Source organism: Massilia consociata (assembly GCF_042432755.1).
Taxonomy (GTDB): Bacteria; Pseudomonadota; Gammaproteobacteria; order Burkholderiales; family Burkholderiaceae_D; genus Telluria; species Telluria consociata.
In genome coordinates this window covers 171404-188640 of sequence record NZ_JBHLWP010000011.1, presented here as the reverse complement: position 1 = coordinate 188640, position 17237 = coordinate 171404, and the positions used below count along the sequence as shown (strand labels likewise).

Sequence of the window (17237 nt, the reverse complement as noted above, 5' to 3'; positions counted from 1 at the left end):
CCGGCATCGTCCTGGTAGGCTAGATGACAGTGAAAGAATCGGTGTTGAAAGCAAATGAATCGGCGCAGCAAGCGCCCGCGAAGCTGATTATCGCATCCCGCGAGAGCCGCCTGGCCATGTGGCAGGCGGAGCACGTGCGCGCACGTCTCGCCGCATTATATCCGCAGTGTAGTGTCAATATTCTCGGAATGACAACACGGGGCGACCAGATCCTGGACCGCACGCTGTCAAAGGTCGGCGGCAAGGGCCTGTTCGTCAAGGAGCTGGAAGTGGCGATGGCCGAAGGCCGCGCCGACCTGGCCGTTCATTCGCTCAAGGACGTGCCGATGGAACTGCCGGAAGGTTTCGAACTGGCCGCCGTGCTGGAGCGCGAAGACCCGCGCGATGCTTTCGTGTCGAACGATTACGCCAGCCTGGCCGAGCTGCCGCCGGGGGCGGTGGTCGGCACCAGCAGCCTGCGGCGCCAGTCGCTGATCGCGGCGCGCTACCCGCACCTGGTGATCAAGCCGCTGCGCGGCAATCTCGATACCCGGCTGGGCAAGCTCGACCGCGGCGACTATGCCGCCATCATCCTGGCGGCGGCGGGACTGATCCGCCTCGGCCTGCCCCAGCGCATCCGTGCGCTGCTCGCGCCCGAGGACAGCCTGCCGGCCGCGGGGCAGGGCGCGATGGCGATCGAGATCCTGAGCGGCCCGCGCAGCGACGGCGTGGACCTGCGTGCCCTGCTGGCCCCGCTGAACCACGACGCCACCGCGCGCGCCGTGACGGCCGAGCGCAAGGTGTCGAAGGTGTTCGGCGGCAGCTGCCAGATTCCGCTGGCGGCTTTCGCCACCGTCGAAGGCTCCACCATGCGCCTGCGCGCCATGGTCGCCACGCCGGACGGCCGGCGCATCGCGCAGGCGGAAGTGGCCGGTTCGTGGGAGCACCCCGAGTTCCTCGGCGAGCAGGTGTCGATCCTGCTGGACGACCAGGACGCACGCGGCATCCTCGAGGCCTGCAAGCAGGAAGCGGCGGCGGAGTCCGCGCCGGAGTCCGGGCTGGACAGTGCTGCCGGCAACGCGCAGGATGCCTGAACCCACGGTCGTCATCACCCGGCCGCGCGCCCAGGCCGATGCGCTGGCGCAGGCCGTGGCAGGCCTTGGCCGCCAGGCGGTGGTATTGCCGCTGCTCGACATTGCGCCGCTCGACGACCCCGCTCCCCTGCGGGCGGCGCTGGCCCGGCTGCCGGCCTATGCGCTGGTGGCCTTCGTGTCGCCGAACGCGGTCGAGGCGGCCTTCGCCCACATTGCCGCCTGGCCGGCCGGGGTGCCGATCGGCGTGGTCGGCGAGGGCAGCCGGGCCGCCCTGGCGCGCCATGGCGTCACCGGCGCGAATGCCACCATCCATTCCCCGCCCGACCCCGCGCTCAGCGATTCCGAGCACCTGCTGGCCCGGCTCGACCTGGCGGCGCTGGCCGGCAAGCGCGTGCTGATCGTGCGCGGCGAGAGCGGGCGCGAACTGATGGCCGACACCCTTCGCGCAGCAGGTGCCCTGGTCGAGACGGTGGCCGCCTACCGGCGCAGCGTGCCGGCGCTGACCGATGGGCTGGCCCGGCAGCTGTCTTCCTTGCTGGCTGGGCAAAACGACTGGATAATCACGAGCTCGGAAGCATTGCGTGGCCTGGCCGCGCTGGTGCGCCAGCTCGACCCGGGCGCCGGCCTGTCCCGGCTGCAGGAGCAGCACCTGATCGTTCCCCATGCGCGCATCGCCGAGACGGCGCGGGCGCTGGGATGCACGCGGGTGACGCTGACCGGGTCCGGCGACGCACGCTTGCTGGCGGCCTTATAGCTTATAGTGGCGGCGGTATGGTGCGGCGCTATTGCCGCGATACAATCACAAACAATGAACGAATTGCCCAATCATCCAGAACAGGCCGCTCCGGCCAATGCGGCCGGCCCCGCTCTCCAGAAGTCGCCGTCCCATCCTTCGCATGGCGGCGGCTTGCAGGCCTTGCTGCGTCCGCTGCCGCTGGCGGTCGCGGCCCTTGCCGTGCTGCTGGCGGTGCAGACCGTCACCTCGCACAGCCGGATCAACACCTTGCGCCGCGACATGGCGCTGAGCCTGCAGAAAGGCAATGCCGTGAACGCGGAAACGGCGGCGCTGGCACGCGACGTGGCCGATACGGCCAAGGAACTCCAGATCAAGGTTGGCGTGCTGGAAAGCCGCCAGACCGAAGCCCAGACCCAGCAGCTGGCGCTGGAGCAGCTGTACCAGGACTTGTCGAAGAACCGCGACGAATGGGCGCTGACCGAGGTCGAGCAGGTCTTGAACACGGCGAGCCAGCAGTTGCAACTGGCCGGCAACGTGCAAGGCGCCCTGATCGCGCTGCAGAACGCCGACCGCTCGCTGGGCCGTTCGGACAAGCCCCAGTTCCTGAATATCCGCCGCGCCATCGGCGCCGACATCGAGCGCCTGCGCGCCATGCCGGCGCTCGACCTGGCCGGCGTGGCGCTGCGCCTGGACGCCGTCATCGCCCAGGTGGACGCGCTGCCGATGCTGTCCGACGAAAAGCCGCTGTTGCCGGCCGCCTCCAGCCGCGGCACCCGCCAGGCGCAGGACACCGCCACGCCCCAGCCCTTGAGCCTGGGCGCGCGCATGACCCAGACCTGGCGCAACTGGAGCCAGGAGATGTGGGACGACGTGCGCCAGCTGGTGCGGGTGCGAAGCGTCGACACGCCGGAAGCCCTGATGTTGTCGCCGTCGGAATCCTTCTTCGTGCGCGAGAATCTCAAGCTGCGCCTGCTGAACGCGCGCCTGGCGCTGCTGTCGCGTAACGAAGCGTCGTTCCGCGACGACCTGCGCAGCGCCCAGGAGATCCTGCTCAAGTATTTCGACACGCGCGCCCACGCCACGCAGGCGGCCCAGTCCGCGCTGCGCCAGGTGCAGGCCAACAACCTGAACATCGAGATGCCGACCTTGGCCGAGAGCCTGAACGCCGTGCGCAACTACAAGGCGAAGCAATAAGATGCGGCTCCTACTCTGGCTAGTCGCGCTGATGGCCGCAGCCATCGGCATCGCCGTGACGGCGCGCTTCAACCCGGGCAACGTGGTGCTGTTCTATCCGCCGCACCGGCTCGACATGTCGCTCAACCTGTTCGTCGTGCTGCTGGTGCTGCTGTTCCTGGTCGTGTACGGCCTGGTCAGGGCCCTGAATGCGACGCTCAAGATGCCCAAGCGCGTGGCGGCCTACCGCCAGCGCAAGCGTGAGCGCGAAGGCAACAACGGCCTGCGCGACGCGCTCAAGGCGCTGTTCGAGGGCCGCTTCGGCCATGCGGAAAAGGCCGCGATGCGCGCCGCCGAGCTGCCGGAAAACGCCGGCCTGGCTGCCCTGATCGGGGCCCGGGCCGCGCACCGCATGCGCGAGCCGGCCCGGCGCGACGCCTGGCTGGCCGGTATTGCCCACGACAACTCGCTCAAGACGGCGCGCCTGATGACGGTGACGGAACTGCTCGTGGACGACCACCAGCCGGAAGCGGCGCTCGAGGCGGTGGCCGAACTCAATGCCAGCGGCCAGCGCCACATCCACGCGCTGCAATGGTCGATGAAGGCGCACCAGCAGGCGCGCAACTGGCCCGAAGTGCTGCGCCTGGTGCGCATCCTCGACAAGCGCAAGGCCCTGCATCCCGCGCTGTCGACGCGCCTGCGCGAGCTGGCCTACGAGGCGCTGCTGGGCGAGGAAGGCCACGACGCCGAATCGCTGCGCCGCGTGTGGGCCGGCGTGCCGGCCGCGGACCGTACCGTGCCCTACATCGCGGCACGCGCCGCGGGCGCCTTCAATGCGCGCGGCCTGCACGACGAAGCGCGCGGCATTGCCGAGGAAGCGCTCAGGGCGAACTGGGACGAGCGCGTGGTGCGCGCCTACCGTGAAGCGGCCGGCCCGGCCGGCTCGCCGACGCTGCTGGCGCAGATCGAACATTGCGAGACCTGGCTCAAGGAGCGTCCGCTCGACGCCGAGCTGGCGCTGACCCTGGGCTCGCTCTGCCTCAAGCAGAAGCTGTGGGGCAAGGCCCAGCGCTACCTGGAACAGGCGCTGTCCGATGCCACCGAGGCCCCGATGGTGCGCGAGGCGCACCTGAAGCTGGCGCAGATGCACGAAGCGCTGGGACAGGAACAGGAAGCGGCGAACCATTACCGGCAGTGCGCGCTGGCAAGCATTCTTTGATGTCGCGGGTGGACGGTTCGACGACACACGGTTGCCGCTGCTGCGCTGCACAAGCGTGGTGCGTTTCGCTATAATGACAAACCTTTATTGACTCTTCAGCAACCAAGGAATTCCATGAGCCTGAATAACGTCCCAGCCGGCAAAGACGTGCCGAACGACTTCAATGTCATCATCGAGATCCCGATGAACGCCGACCCGGTCAAGTACGAGGTCGACAAGGACAGCGGCGCGATCTTCGTCGACCGCTTCATGGGTACCGCCATGCACTATCCGTGCAACTACGGCTACGTGCCGCAGACCATCGCCGACGACGGCGACCCGTGCGACGTGCTCGTGATCACCCCGTTCCCGCTGCCGCCGGGCGTGGTGGTGCGCTGCCGCGCGCTGGGCGTGCTGAAGATGACCGACGACGGCGGCGGCGACGCCAAGGTCATCGCGGTCCCGGTCGAGAAGGTCCTGCCGATGTACAAGAAGATCCAGAAGCTGGAAGACCTGGAAGAACTGCGCCTGCAGCAGATCCAGCACTTCTTCGAGCACTACAAGGACCTGGAGCCGGGCAAGTGGGTCAAGATCGAAGGCTGGGCCGATGCCGACGCCGCCAAGGCCGAGATCACCAACGGCGTGGAAGCCTTCAAGCGCAAGGGCCAGGAATAAGATTCCGCGCCTGCGCACCGCGCACATCGCAAAAGCCGGCGTCCCTCATCGGGGCGCCGGCTTTTTTCTTTGGTGCTTTGGCAGCGGCTGGAAGCGCTGCCTTGCGGCGCTTACCAGCCGCGCATCACCAGCCGCGCATCACCAGCCAATATCCTTCAACAGCGGGTAGGTGAGGTCGCGCGGCGGCTTGACCACGTGATCCAGGTCGGCGTTGATCGACGGCTCCATCAGCTGGTTCGGCTTGGCTTCCGTGGTGTAGTGCGATACCGAGGAGCCCGGCGCATTGATGCTGGGGGTGTACATCAGGATCCGCCGGTAGCGGTCGGTGCCGGCCAGCCGGGTCGGGTCGAGGCCGAGGGTGGCAACGACGCCGGACCTGGTCCGCGAACGCTGCTGCAGGGCAGCCTTGATCGCCACGCCGTCCGACAGCGTGATGCGCACGGCGGGAATGCGGATCGAGGGATCGCTCCCGCTCAGGCCGATGACGTCGCCCGGCACGTTGTCCACCACGACCATGGCGATGGCGCCGGCGGCCTGCACGTTGCGCGCCTTGGTGACGAAGTCGCAGGTGCCGCGGTCCACCAGGGCGACGTTGTTGCGCACGGCAACCGCATTGCTCAGGCTGAGCGGGGTGCAGGCAAGCCCGGTACCGTTCGGCTGGTCGACCACCGGCATCAGCTGGCCGCTGACGGGCGTCCTTCCCAGCGCCGGACCGAAGGAGGCATCGCCGACGTAATAGTCGCCCGTGGCGGCGCCGGCATTCGAGCCGCTGATGTTCAGGTTCGAGCGCGGGGCCAGCACCTGCGGCACCGCGGCGGTCACGTTCGGGCCGTTCCAGGACAGGCCGCGCCAGGTGACGGCGGAGGTGCGGCGCTGGGCGTCGGTCATGGCCACCCACGGGATATTGGTGCGATTGTTCACCAGGAAGTAGTCCCAGATCGACGGGATACCGAAGAACTGCTCGCCGGTCTCGTCGTCGGTGAAGGTCTGGAAGCCGAGTCCATGCGCCATTTCGTGCAGCAGCACCGTGACCAGGTCGATCTGCCCGTTCGCGTTGTTGTCCAGGCCCAGGTAAAAAGGCGAGCCCGGCAGGCAATCCGGGAACAGGCCGAGCCGCGAATTGAAGCGCGCGATGATGTGCGGGTCTTCCGGCGCCGTCAGGTCTTCGCCGGCCAGCTTGCTTGCCAGCGCCGCCGGGTACCAGGTATTGGCGCGCGGGGCGTTCTCGAAGTCGGTCCAGATCTCGTAGGCGCCGGCGGAACCGAGGACCGCGCTGTTGGCGGTGCACGACAGCGGCACGAAGGATGCGCCGATGCGGATCGTCACCGTGCTGTCGAGCGTCGCCCCCCAGATATTGGCCGCGCGCTGGAACGCGATCAGGCGCTGCTCGCCGAGCGTGGTGCCGGGATTGCCTCCGACCGGCGCGGCCGGGGTCGGGTCATTGAAGCCTTCGCCCGGGGCGTTCTGGTTGACGATGACGATGGTGGCGGCAGCTTGTGCGGCGCCGACGCCGGCGCAGGCGATGGACAGCGAGTAGGCCAGCGCGGCGGCCATGCGGCGCAGGGACTTAATGGCTTTCATGACGATGCTCCTCTGCCTTGGTAGGGGCCGGCTGCTTGACTGCCTGCTCGGCCGCGTGGACGCCATGGACGCACTGGTCGGTGAGCTTGCCGTCGCTGCCGCGGGTCACGACCGAGTACACCATATGGCGTTCGCCAAGGCGGACCGAACGGCGGCCGTCGGGGCCGGTGACCATCTTCGGGGCGGCCGCCGGGGCCGCGGTCGCGGAGGCGCGCGGCTGCAGGGCCCGCATCTCCGTTGCGGTCGGCGCGCGCAGTTCGCCGGTCTGGGCGTCACGCACGACCACCATCCCTTGCTGGGCGGCTGCATCCTTGGGGGTGTCCTGCGCGGCGCAGGCGGGAAGGGCCAGCGCGGCAAGCGGCAGCGCGACGACTGGCAGGTATCGCATCAATTTGTGGCTGGACATGGCGGTCTCCAGAAACGGTGGCATGGGGCTCAATTGGACGAAGGCACGGGCGCCCCCTTGCGCAACCGGCGGGCGGAGGCGCCGACCGCACCGAGGCCGGCCAGCAGCATCAGGTAGGTCGAGGGTTCCGGCACGGCGGTCACGACCCTGACGGTGTCGAGCCCGACATAGTCGAGCGTGGCGGCGTCGCCGAGGTAGCGGAAAGCGAAGCGTCCTTCTCCTTGGACATCGAGACTCGTCGACCATTGCGCCCATTGCGTGGGAAAGGTGACATCGCCGCCGATGGTGAGCAGCAGGGTGTCGAAGCCGTCGGCGCTGGTGTTGCTGCCGTAGCCGAAGCGCACCTCGAGCTGGTCGAAGAAGCCGGGGTCGCCGGCGCGGTTCGTGAAGAACGACAGGGTGCTCAAGCCGTTCAGGCTGAGGGTCGGGGTGATCAGCCAGTTGTCCACCATGCCCATCCCGTTGGCGGCGCTGAGGTAGTTGGCGCCGGCATAGGAATTGGCTGCGCCGGAGTGGGCGCCGAAGACATCGGCATTGCCCTGGAACCAGCCGGTGCCCGGCGGCATGCTGCGGTTGATTTGCGCCCAGTTCGACAAGGTCGCGACACTGTCGAAGCCTTCATTGAGCACGACGACGCCGGCCGCGTGGCTGGAGACTGGTGCCCACGTGGCCGCGGCGGCGAGCGCCGCGCCGGCGAGCGAGGAAAGACGTTTCATGATTGCCCTTTCATGCTGAGCCAGAAGGATGGTGGACCACTCGCGCTGGCTGACGACGAGACCATTGTTGCTTTTATGATATGAGCAAGAAGATAAGCAATATTGATATTTGTTCAACAGCTGGGGACTGTTGGCGGGCCTGGCTCAAAGGCAAGAAGGGAACTAAATGAAAACGGCCTCCACAGGGGAGGCCGTTGGGTACCGCCGAAGGGAAGCGCCTTATTTATGCCGTGCGAGATAGCTGCTCAGGCGCAGCTTGCCGACGATCCCGATCGGGAAGAAGTAGATCGACAGGATGAACAGCACACCAAGCCAGAGCATCCAGCGGTCCGGATGCAGCGCCGCGGCGAGCAGGGGCACGCCCTCGAGCGCGTTCGAACCGGCCTGCATCAGTCCCTGCAGGTAGTTCTGGGCAATGATGAACAGCGCCGCGCCCACCGCCGCGCCGTACATCGTTCCCATGCCGCCGATGACGACGATCAGGAGGATGTCGGTCATCACCTTGAACCCGAGCGTGGTGTCGGGGCCGACGTAGCGCAGCCACAGCGCCATCAGTGCGCCGGCCAGCGCCGCCACCAGGGCCGCCAGGCAGTTGGCCCAGATGCGGTAGGTCAGCGTGCGGTAGCCCAGCGCCTCGGCGCGGAACTCGTTCTCGCGGATCGCCTGCAGCACGCGGCCGAACGGCGAGTTCACGAGGCGCAGCAGGAACAGGAACAGCAGCAGGCAGCCGAAGAACACCAGGTAGTAGGTGAGCAGCTTGCCGTCGATCGCGCGCCCGAATACCTCGTTCTCCATCAGCGTGAAGCCAGGCGTCAGCACCTCCGGCACGCTGAAGGTGACGCCGTCCTCGCCGCCGGTGAAGTCGGACAGTTGCGAAGCCAGGACGGCGAACGAGGACGCGACGGCCAGCGTGATCATGGCGTAGAAGATGGCGCGCACGCGCAGTGCGAACAGGCCGATCACGAGCGCCAGCGCCAGCGCCAGCAGCAGGGCGATGCCCAGGCCCGTCAGCGCCACGCCCCAGGTTGCGTCGTCCACCCGCGCCAGCCCGAGGCCGATGCCGTAGGCGCCGATACCGTAGAACATGGTATGGGCGAAGGACACGATGCCGGTGTAGCCCAGCAGCAGGTCGTACGACGCCACCAGCACGATGTAGACGCAGATCGTGGCGGCGGTGTTGAGCGGGCGCGCGCCCGAGGTCAGGAAGGGCGCGAAGGCCAGTCCCAGCAGGATCAGGAGCAGCACGGCGGACAGCGTGCGGCTGCGTGGCATGTCGCCGGAAAGAAGTCGGTGCAGCATGTTCGTTCAACCCCGCATTTTCGAGTACAGGCCGGCCGGGCGCCACAGCAGGATCGCGATCATCAGGATGATGTTCGAGACCAGCGCGACCTTCGGCGCCAGGAAGCCGGCGTAATTGGCCACCAGGGCCATGAGCAGGGCGCCGATGAAGCAGCCGCCCACCGAGCCGAGGCCGCCGATGATGATGACGATGAAGATCATGACCATGATCTCGCCGCCCATCGCGGCATTCAGCGTTTCCTTGTACAGGCCCCACAGCACGCCGCCCAGGCCGGCCAGCGCGGAACCGGCCGCGAACACGGCCACGAACAGGCTCTTGATGCGGTAGCCGAGCGCCTCGACCATTTCGCCGTTCTCGACGCCGGCGCGCACCAGCAGGCCGATCTTGGTGCGGTTCAGGGTCAGGAACATGCCCACGAAGACGACCAGGCCGACCACCACCGCGACCAGGCGGTACTTCTCGACCGCCGCGTCGCCCAGGAAAATCGCGCCGCGCAGCGCGGTCGGCAGCGGCAGGGCGATCGTTTCGGCTCCCCAGATCACGTGGATCAGCTGTTCGGCCACGATCATGCCGCCCATCGTGATCAGGATCTGTTTCAGGTGCTGGCCGTAGACCGGCATGATGATGACGCGCTCGAAGGCCCAGCCCAGCAGGGCGGTGACGAGCATGGCGACCGTGATCGCCAGCGCCAGCACGCCGAGGTTGATCAATAGCGAGTCCATCTCGAGCCAGCCTTGCATCGGCAGCAGCACCATGGTCGCGGCGAAGGCGCCGACCGAGACGAAGGCGCCGTGACCGAAGTTCAGCACGCTCATCAGGCCGAAGACGAGCGTGAGGCCGCTCGCCATGATGAAGATCATCATGCCCATCGCCAGGCCGGCGACGGTCAGGGTGACCCAGGTAGGGAAGCTGCCGACCAGCGGCAGCATGGCCAGCATCAGCACCGGCACCAGCAGCAGCGGCGCGATGTCGCGCGGCGCGTTCGGCAACGGCGTGTTGTCCTGCAGCGGCGTGTCCTTGGCGGCAAGGGGAAGGGTTGCGCTCATGGGCTTTGTTCCTGTTGGTGTGCTCATTGGTGGGAATCGAGCGAGAGGCCGAGCAGGCGCTGCTGCAGCTCCTCGTCGCCGGCAAGCGCGGCCATCGAGCCCGCATGGACCACGCGCCCGTCGTCCATCACCCCGACGGTGTCGCCGAGCGAGCGGACGAAGTTGAAGTTCTGCTCGACCAGCAGGATCGTGGTGCTCGTATCCTTCAGCTCGCGGAAGGCGGCGATCAGGCTCTGGACGATGGCCGGGGCCAGGCCCTTGGTCGGCTCGTCCACCAGCAGCAGCTTCCTCGGCTCGACGATCGCGCGCGCGATCGCGACCATCTGCTTCTGGCCGCCGGAGAGGTTTCCCGCCGGGTAGTTCCAGAATTTCTTCAGGGCCGGGAAGAAGCCGCAGATCCAGTCCACGCGCGCCTCGTCCAGCGGACCGTTACGGGCTGCCAGGTAGAGGTTTTCGCGCACGGTCAGGTCCGAGAACACGGCCATGCTTTCCGGCACATAGGCGATCCCCAGGCGGGCGATGTCCGGCGTGGACATCTTCGTGATGTCGCGCCCGTCGAAGGTGATCGCGCCGGCGCTGGCCTTCCACAAGCCCATGATGGTGCGCAGCGTGGTGGTCTTGCCGGCGCCGTTACGGCCCAGCAGGACCGCCAGGCCGCCGCGCGGCACGGTCAGGTCCACGCCCTGCAGGATGTGGTACTGGCCGATGTGGGTATGCACGCCCTTCAGCGTGAGCAGGGGCTCGGCCCCCTTGTCAGGCATGTTCGGTTTCTGGTGTTCCAAGATAGGCTTCCTGTACGATCTTCGATTGCATGACTTCCACGGGCTTGCCGTCCGCGACGAGGGTGCCGTTGTGCAGCACGATGATGCGGTCGGCCAGCGCGCGCACCACGTCCATCTTGTGCTCGACCAGCAGCACGGTCTTGTTGCGTTCCGATTTCACCTGCTGGATCAGGTCGAGCACCACCGGCACTTCGTCCACGCTCATGCCCGCGGTCGGCTCGTCGAACATCATGATGTCCGGCTCCAGTGCCAGCAGGATCGCTACTTCCAGCTTGCGCTGGTCGCCGTGCGACAGCGTGCGCACCCAGGCCTCGCGCCGGCCGATCAGGGCCACGCGCTCCAGGTAATGGTCGGCCCGCGCGATCAGTTCCTTGTGGCTCGACCAGATCGACAGGAAGTTCAGCCCCATGCCGGCGCGGCTTTGCACCGCCAGGCGCACGTTCTCGGCCACGGTCAGGTTCGGGAACAGGTTGGTCAGCTGGAAGGCGCGGCCGACGCCCAGGCGCGTTCGTTTCGCGGCACCTGCACGTGTAATGTCCTGGCCGCGCACGAACACCTGTCCCGAGGTCGCGGGCAACTGGCCAGAGATCAGGTTGAAATAGGTCGTCTTGCCGGCCCCGTTCGGGCCGACAATGACGGTCAGGGTACCGGGATGAAAGTCCGCCGTCACCGCGTTCACCGCGACGTGGCCGCCGAAGCGGATGGTCAGGTCGCGGGTCGACAGGGACGGTTGCTGGGATGCCTGGACGCTCATGTCAGCGCTTGTTCCGTACCGGGAGCGGCATCTCGGACGCCGGGATCTCGCGCACCAGCTCCAGCAGGTCCCACTCGTTCTTCTGGTCCTTCTTGATGCGGAAGTGGTACATCGGCTGGATCGCCTGGTGGTCTTCCTTGCGGAAGGTCATGGTGCCCTTCGGGGTTTCGAAGCTCATGCCTTCCATGGCCGCCACCAGCTGGTCGCCGTTCTTCGCGTTCGGCGCCTTCGACAGGGCGGCGTGCACCGCGCTTGCGGCGGCCATCCCGCCGGCGGTGAACATGTCCGGCGGCGACTTGAAGCGCTTGGTGTGTTCAAGCACCAGCCAGTCGTTCATCTTGTTCTTCGGGAAGCCGTAGTAGTAATAGATCGTGCCTTCGGTGCCGGCATAGCTCTTCCAGGTCTTCATCACCGGCAGGATGTTGCCGCCCGGGGCCAGCGCGATGCCGTAGCGCTCCGGCTTCATGTCGGCGATCTTGTTCATCGGGTTCGGGCCGGCCCAGACGATGCCCAGCACGCGCGGCTGCGGCTTGTCCTTCAGCGCGTTGAACAGGCGCTGCGTGGAAGCGGTGAAGTCGGTGGTGGTGGCCGGCGCGTACTCTTCATGGACGACCCTGGCCTTGCTGCCGGTGGCGGCAAGCGCCTCCTTGCCGGCCTTGATCGCATCGCGTCCGAAAGCGTAGTCCTGGGCCAGGAAGCCGACGCTGCCGGACTTCAGGGTGCTGGCGGCGGCCAGCGCGTCCTGCATCGAGCTGCGCGCGGTACGGAAGACGTACTTGTTCCACTTGTCCTGGGTGATCGCGTCGGCCACTGCGGGCTCGACGATCAGCACCTTCTTGTATTCCTTCGCCACCGGCAGCATGGCGATGGCCGAGCCGGAGGAGGTGGTGCCGACCGCGATGTCGACCTTGTCGTCGCCGTAGGCTTCGGCCAGCAGCGTGCGGCCGAGCGAGGGGTTGGACTGGTCGTCCTTGACGATCACCTGGATTTTCCGGCCGTTGATCTGCATGGTGCCGTTGGTAAGGTACTGCAGGCCCATCATGAAGCCGGTCTCGGTTTCCTTGGCATAGGCTTCGAGCGGGCCGGTCTTGCCGGCGATGAGGGCGATCTTGATGTCCTTGCCCTGTGCCAGGACGCCGGGTGCGGCGGTGGCGGCGAATGCGGCCACGATGGCCACGGAAAGGGGTTTGATCAGGTGCTTCATGGGTGTCTCCTTCTATGTTCCTTCGGTGTTCCTCAGGGTACCTTCGCCAGAAACCGGCGGATCGCGTCCAGCGCTTCCGGCTCGGTGAGCATGGGCGCGTGGCCGACGTTGGGTACTTCGGCGTAATGCAGTTCCGGGGCCGCCTTGCGCATCCATTCGGCCTGCTCGGGTTCGACCAGGTCGGACAGCGCGCCGCGCACCAGCAGCGTGGGGCGGCGTCGCGCCAGGCGGCGAAACGCCATGCGCGCGGCCAACGAGGTCGGGCGCAGCTTGCCCGTCTGGATCGCGGTAGCGATACTCGGATCGTAACGCAGAGCCAGCTGTCCGTCATCCTTCTGTTCGAAGGCGCGGCGCGCCCATTTGCCCCATTCCTCGTCGCTGTTGGCGGGGAAGGCGCAGGCATTGATGTCGCGCAGGTAGCCGGCTGCCTCATCCCAGGAGGCGAGGGCGCCGCAGCGGCCCGCGTAGCCGGCGATGCGTTCGAGGCCGCGCACCGACATCACGGGGCCGATGTCGTTGATGATGGCGGCGCCGATCAGGTCGAGCCGGCGCGCCGCCAGGGTCATGGTGATCAGGCCGCCCATCGAGGTGCCGATGAAGACGGCACGGGCCAGCCCCAGGTCTTCCATCAGCTTGACGATGTCGCCGGCGTAGACCACCGGGTTGTAGTTGGCGGGATCCGGGTCGCGCGCCGAGTGGCCGCGTCCGCGCACGTCGACCGCGATCACGCGGCGTCCCAGGCGGGCCAGCTCCGGGGCCAGCTCGTCGAAGTCGGACGAGTTGCGTGTCAGGCCGTGGATGCAGATGACCGGCAGCCGCGCCGGCAGGCCGCCCGCCGCCTCTGCCGCGGCGCATGGCGAATAATCGCGCGCGTACAGCGCCAGCCCGTCGCTGCTGGTGTAGCTGATTGGTGTGAAGGTGGACACGCTGGCTTATCCTGTCAGGTCGTTCGTATGGTGTTCGGTCGTGATGGTCAGGCGCCTGCGCCGCGAACGGCGGGCTGCAACCGTCCCGGCCGGCCCCGGAGGGACCAGCCAGGCGGCGCCGCCGTGGCAGCGCAGTGCTTGGGAGCGGAACTTAGAAGCGGTACTCGAGCGTCGCCGTGACGGTGCGCGGGTTGCCGTAGAACGCGGTCAGGGTGCCTTCGTTGCCCAGGGTCGGGAACAGGTAGCCGGCGGTCTTGTAGCGCTCGTCGCCCAGGTTCTTGCCGTGCAGGCCGACGCGTACCTTGCCGTCGGTGCGCGTCCAGACGATGCTCGCGTCGTACAGCTTGTACGATTCCTGGTCCAGCAGCGACGGGGTCTCGAACTGGGCGGTCGCACCCTTGTACGAGGCGCTGCCGATCAGCGAGATCTTGCCGCCGTGGCCGAAGACCGGCATCGGGATGTCGTAGTTGACGCGCAGGTTGGCCGAGTTCTTCGGGGTATTCTGGAACACGCGCTGGCTCGCCACGTTCACGCCCGCCACGATGTATTCCTTGTACTCGGCATCGATGTAGCTGTACATGCCGGCGACCATGAAGTTCGGGGTCAGGTTGGCGATGGCTTCCAGTTCGATGCCCTTGATCTTGGCCTTGCCGGCATTGGTGGTCACGCCGGCGAAGCTGTCGTCGCGGCCGTCGCCGTTGGTGTCGATCGCCACCGAGCCCGGGATCTGCACGTCCTGGTAGTCGCTGTAGAAGGCCGCCGCGTTGGTGGTGATGCGGCCGCCGTTGAAGGCCGACTTCAAACCCAGCTCATAGGTTTCGATGGTTTCCGGCTCATAGCCCGCGCGCGCGGTCGCCAGCGGGATGCGGGTGCCGACCACGTTCAGGCGCGGGTCGAAGCCGCCGCCCTTGAAGCCCTCGGAGTACGAGGCATACACGTTGTGGTCGCTGTTGAGCTTGTAGTTGACGGCCACGCGCGGGGTGAACTTCTTGTCCTTGCGCGACAGGACGCCGCCACGCAGGTCGGTGTCGGTGCGGAACAGGATGGCGCCCGGATTGCCCATCGCCGGCGAACCGCCCAGGCCCAGGTAGATCTGGCGCAGGACGTCGGCGTCGCGCTGGTCGACGGTGTAGCGGCCGCCCACCGACACGCTGAAGGCGTCGGTCACGTTGTAGCTGCCGTCGGCGTAGACCGCCCAGGCCTTGGTGTCGATGTCGCCCAGGGTATAGGTGGAGCTCGGGAAGGCGCCGGCCAGGATGGTGTCGAAGTGGTTGAAGGCGTTGGCGTCCATGTAGTACACGCCGGCCACGCCCTGCAGGCGCTCGCCCGTGTAGGTGACGTTGAACTCCTGGCTGAACTGCTCGTTCTTGTACAGCGCCGGCACTTCCATGTCGACCACCGGCAGCGCGTCGAAGTCGATCGGGGCGTACGAACGGTCGCGGCGCGATGCGGTGATCGACTTCAGGGTCCATTCGTTGTTGAGGGTGTATTCGACGGTGGCCGAGACGCCGTGCGCCTTGACGTCCTGCTGCCTGCCCATCGCGTAGAGCAGGTTGCCGCGGGTGTCGAACTCGTTCGACAGGATCGGGGCGCCGCTGGTGCGGCCGACGATCAGGCGGTGGCCGTTCTTCGGGCTGGAGTCGTCCTGGGTCAGGTCGCCGGCGAGGCGGATGAACAGGTCCGGGGTCGGGGTGAACTCGGCCGACAGGCGCATCGCCGTGACGTCCTTGTCGTAGTTGCCCCTGCCGGTGGCGAAGTTGGTGCCGAAGCCGTCGCGCTTGAACTTGGCGAAGGTGCCGCCGATGCGCGCGTTCTCGGTGACCGGGGTGCTCGCGGTGAGGACCGCTTCGCGCTGGCCGTAGTCGCCGATAGCGGCGCGCACGCGGATGTCCTGCTGCGGCGCCAGCTTGCGGGTGACGTACTTGACGGCGCCGCCGATGGTGTTGCGGCCGTACAGCGTGCCTTGCGGGCCGCGCAGCACTTCGATGCGCTCGACGTCGTAGATGTCGGCCACGGCCGACTGCGGACGGGCCAGGTAGATGTCGTCGATGTAGATGCCGACGCCGGACTCGAAGCCGGCCAGCGGGTCGGCCTGGCCGACGCCGCGGATGAAGGCGGTCAGGGTCGAGTTGGTGGCGCGCGAGGCCTTCAGGGTGGTATTCGGCAGGGCGGTGGCAAGCGCAGTGATGTCGGGCGTCGCCACCTTCGAGAGCTGGTCGGCGCTGAACGCGGTCACCGAGACCGGCACGTCCTGCAGGGTCTCTTCACGGCGGCGGGCGGTCACGACCACCTTGTTCACGCCTTCTTCGGCATTGGCGACCGGCGGCGCGCCGGTGGCTTCCTGGGCATACGCGGCGCCGCCGCTGGTCAGGGCCAGGATGGCGACGGCGGTCTGGATGGCGGGATTGAGCAGCTTCAATTTATTGTTGGTGCGACGCATTCAAGTCTCCTAGTTTTTGATAGCGGCATGCGTTCAGGTTTTCGCATGGTCAGCAGTGTGCCTCGGTTGGGTTTGGTTAGATAGTCAACAATCGCCCACCCCGTTGTGCAAAAATGCACAGCGACCTGTACCGGTTTCGTGCGAGTCCTGACGGGGAGGGAATCCGGTCGCGTACCGATTGTGCGCAGCACAATGGAAAGAGCGACAAATCATTGCAGCCGCAATGTGCACTAGTGCACAATATGTCATCTTGATATCAAACAAGTTCGCCGATGAATACGCTGCCTGAGTGGACCGACCTGCGATTCTTCCTGGAGCTGGCGCGCGCCGGCACCCTGTCGGGCGCTTCGCGCCGTCTTGAGGTCGAGCACACGACCGTCGCGCGCCGTATCGACCGGCTCGAGGCGCAACTGGGCTCGACGCTGTTCGACCGTTCGCGCGAGGGGTATGAGTTGACCGAGGTGGGGCAGGCATTGCTGCCGCACGCCGAGGCGATGGAAGGCGCGGCGCTGGCGGCGGCCGAGCAGATCGGCGGGGCCGAGGTGGCGGCGCACGGCGTGGTCCGGCTCGGCGTGCCCGAGGTGTTCGGCGTGCGCGTGGTGGCGCCGCTGCTGGCCAGGCTGCTCGAGCAGCACCCGGACCTGTCGATCGACCTGTTGAACCTGCCGCGCTTCGCCAACCTGGCCAACCGCGAGGCGGACCTCGGCGTGATGCTCGACCCGCCCACCACCGGCCGCTACATGGTCACCCGCCTGGCGTCCTTCCACTTCTACCTGTACGCCTCGCCCACCTACCTGGCCAGGCACCCGCCGATCCGGACCCAGGCCGACCTGGCGCGCCACGACTTCGTCGACTACGTGCAGGACCGCCTGGCCAGCCGCGAACTCTCCTACCTGAACGAACTGGGCTTCACGCCGCGCCGGCGCATCTGCTGTTCGGGCATGACCGCACAGCTCGAAGCCGCCTCGCTCGGCATGGGCCTGATGATGGCGCCGCCGTATGCGGTTCCCGACGACGGCCGCCTGGTGCGGGTGCTGCCGGGCTTCCAGGCCGAGCGTTCGTTCTGGCTGGCGGCGCCGACCGACCTGTACCGCCTGCGCCGCGTGAAGGTGGTGTGGAACCTGCTGCGCGAGTGCGCGGAGAGCCATCCGGACCTGTTCGTGCAGGACGAGGCGGGCCTGCCCACGCCATGAGCAGGGCGCTTGTCGGCTCGGCACCACGACACCA

Annotated in this window: 16 protein-coding genes; 6 read left to right on the top strand and 10 right to left on the bottom strand. The window is 67.3% G+C overall.

Annotated elements, in window-relative coordinates; all coding sequences use genetic code 11:
* Positions 1-23 precede the first annotated feature (23 nt).
* The 5 genes from hemC (at position 24) to ppa (ending at position 4855) form a co-directional block, all read left to right on the top strand.
* Positions 24-1073 carry a hydroxymethylbilane synthase gene (gene hemC / locus ACFFJK_RS11930; protein WP_379679377.1) on the top strand — a complete coding sequence of 350 codons (1050 nt, stop codon included), beginning with the start codon at positions 24-26 and terminating at the stop codon, positions 1071-1073.
* On the top strand, positions 1066-1827 hold the full coding sequence (locus ACFFJK_RS11925; protein ID WP_379679375.1) for a uroporphyrinogen-III synthase: 762 nt from the start codon (positions 1066-1068) through the stop codon (positions 1825-1827). The genes hemC and ACFFJK_RS11925 overlap by 8 nt, the downstream gene beginning before the upstream one ends.
* Positions 1828-1881: 54 nt before the next feature.
* Positions 1882-3003: a uroporphyrinogen-III C-methyltransferase gene (locus ACFFJK_RS11920; protein WP_379679374.1), complete on the top strand. Its 1122-nt coding sequence runs from the start codon at positions 1882-1884 to the stop codon at positions 3001-3003.
* Position 3004: 1 nt separating this feature from the next.
* Positions 3005-4201, top strand: coding sequence for a heme biosynthesis HemY N-terminal domain-containing protein (locus ACFFJK_RS11915; RefSeq protein ID WP_379679372.1), 1197 nt, complete (start codon positions 3005-3007; stop codon positions 4199-4201).
* Between the two features lie 114 nt (positions 4202-4315).
* A complete protein-coding gene (ppa, locus tag ACFFJK_RS11910; protein WP_379679370.1) occupies positions 4316-4855 on the top strand; it encodes an inorganic diphosphatase in 540 nt (179 codons plus the stop codon).
* Between the two features lie 138 nt (positions 4856-4993).
* Here ppa and ACFFJK_RS11905 read toward each other — a convergent pair whose 3' ends face one another.
* The 10 genes from ACFFJK_RS11905 to ACFFJK_RS11860 form a co-directional block, all read right to left on the bottom strand.
* On the bottom strand, positions 4994-6436 hold the full coding sequence (locus tag ACFFJK_RS11905; protein WP_379679369.1) for a PA domain-containing protein: 1443 nt from the start codon (positions 6434-6436) through the stop codon (positions 4994-4996).
* Complete coding sequence (locus tag ACFFJK_RS11900; RefSeq protein WP_379679368.1) at positions 6423-6842, bottom strand: post-PEP-CTERM-1 domain-containing protein; 420 nt, start codon at positions 6840-6842, stop codon at positions 6423-6425. The genes ACFFJK_RS11905 and ACFFJK_RS11900 overlap by 14 nt, the downstream gene beginning before the upstream one ends.
* A 29-nt stretch (positions 6843-6871) precedes the next feature.
* Positions 6872-7558 carry a choice-of-anchor J domain-containing protein gene (locus ACFFJK_RS11895; RefSeq protein WP_379679367.1) on the bottom strand — a complete coding sequence of 229 codons (687 nt, stop codon included), beginning with the start codon at positions 7556-7558 and terminating at the stop codon, positions 6872-6874.
* Positions 7559-7777: 219 nt separating this feature from the next.
* Positions 7778-8857, bottom strand: coding sequence for a branched-chain amino acid ABC transporter permease (locus tag ACFFJK_RS11890; RefSeq protein WP_379679366.1), 1080 nt, complete (start codon positions 8855-8857; stop codon positions 7778-7780).
* Positions 8858-8863: 6 nt separating this feature from the next.
* A complete protein-coding gene (locus ACFFJK_RS11885; RefSeq protein ID WP_379679364.1) occupies positions 8864-9904 on the bottom strand; it encodes a branched-chain amino acid ABC transporter permease in 1041 nt (346 codons plus the stop codon).
* A 23-nt stretch (positions 9905-9927) separates the two neighbouring features.
* Positions 9928-10665: an ABC transporter ATP-binding protein gene (locus ACFFJK_RS11880; protein ID WP_379679668.1), complete on the bottom strand. Its 738-nt coding sequence runs from the start codon at positions 10663-10665 to the stop codon at positions 9928-9930.
* Entirely contained in the window at positions 10658-11440 is a 783-nt protein-coding gene (locus ACFFJK_RS11875) for an ABC transporter ATP-binding protein (RefSeq protein WP_379679363.1), read from the bottom strand. Before ACFFJK_RS11875 ends, ACFFJK_RS11880 begins: the two co-directional genes overlap by 8 nt.
* A gap of 1 nt (position 11441) precedes the next feature.
* Positions 11442-12644, bottom strand: a complete 1203-nt coding sequence (locus ACFFJK_RS11870; protein WP_379679362.1) for a substrate-binding domain-containing protein — start codon at positions 12642-12644, stop codon at positions 11442-11444.
* A gap of 32 nt (positions 12645-12676) precedes the next feature.
* A complete protein-coding gene (locus tag ACFFJK_RS11865; protein WP_379679361.1) occupies positions 12677-13570 on the bottom strand; it encodes an alpha/beta fold hydrolase in 894 nt (297 codons plus the stop codon).
* A 151-nt stretch (positions 13571-13721) separates the two neighbouring features.
* On the bottom strand, positions 13722-16010 hold the full coding sequence (locus ACFFJK_RS11860) for a TonB-dependent receptor (protein ID WP_379679360.1): 2289 nt from the start codon (positions 16008-16010) through the stop codon (positions 13722-13724).
* Positions 16011-16282: 272 nt separating this feature from the next.
* On the opposite strand from ACFFJK_RS11860, the gene ACFFJK_RS11855 reads away from it, so the two are divergent.
* Positions 16283-17203 carry a LysR family transcriptional regulator gene (locus ACFFJK_RS11855; protein WP_379679359.1) on the top strand — a complete coding sequence of 307 codons (921 nt, stop codon included), beginning with the start codon at positions 16283-16285 and terminating at the stop codon, positions 17201-17203.
* Positions 17204-17237 lie beyond the last annotated feature (34 nt).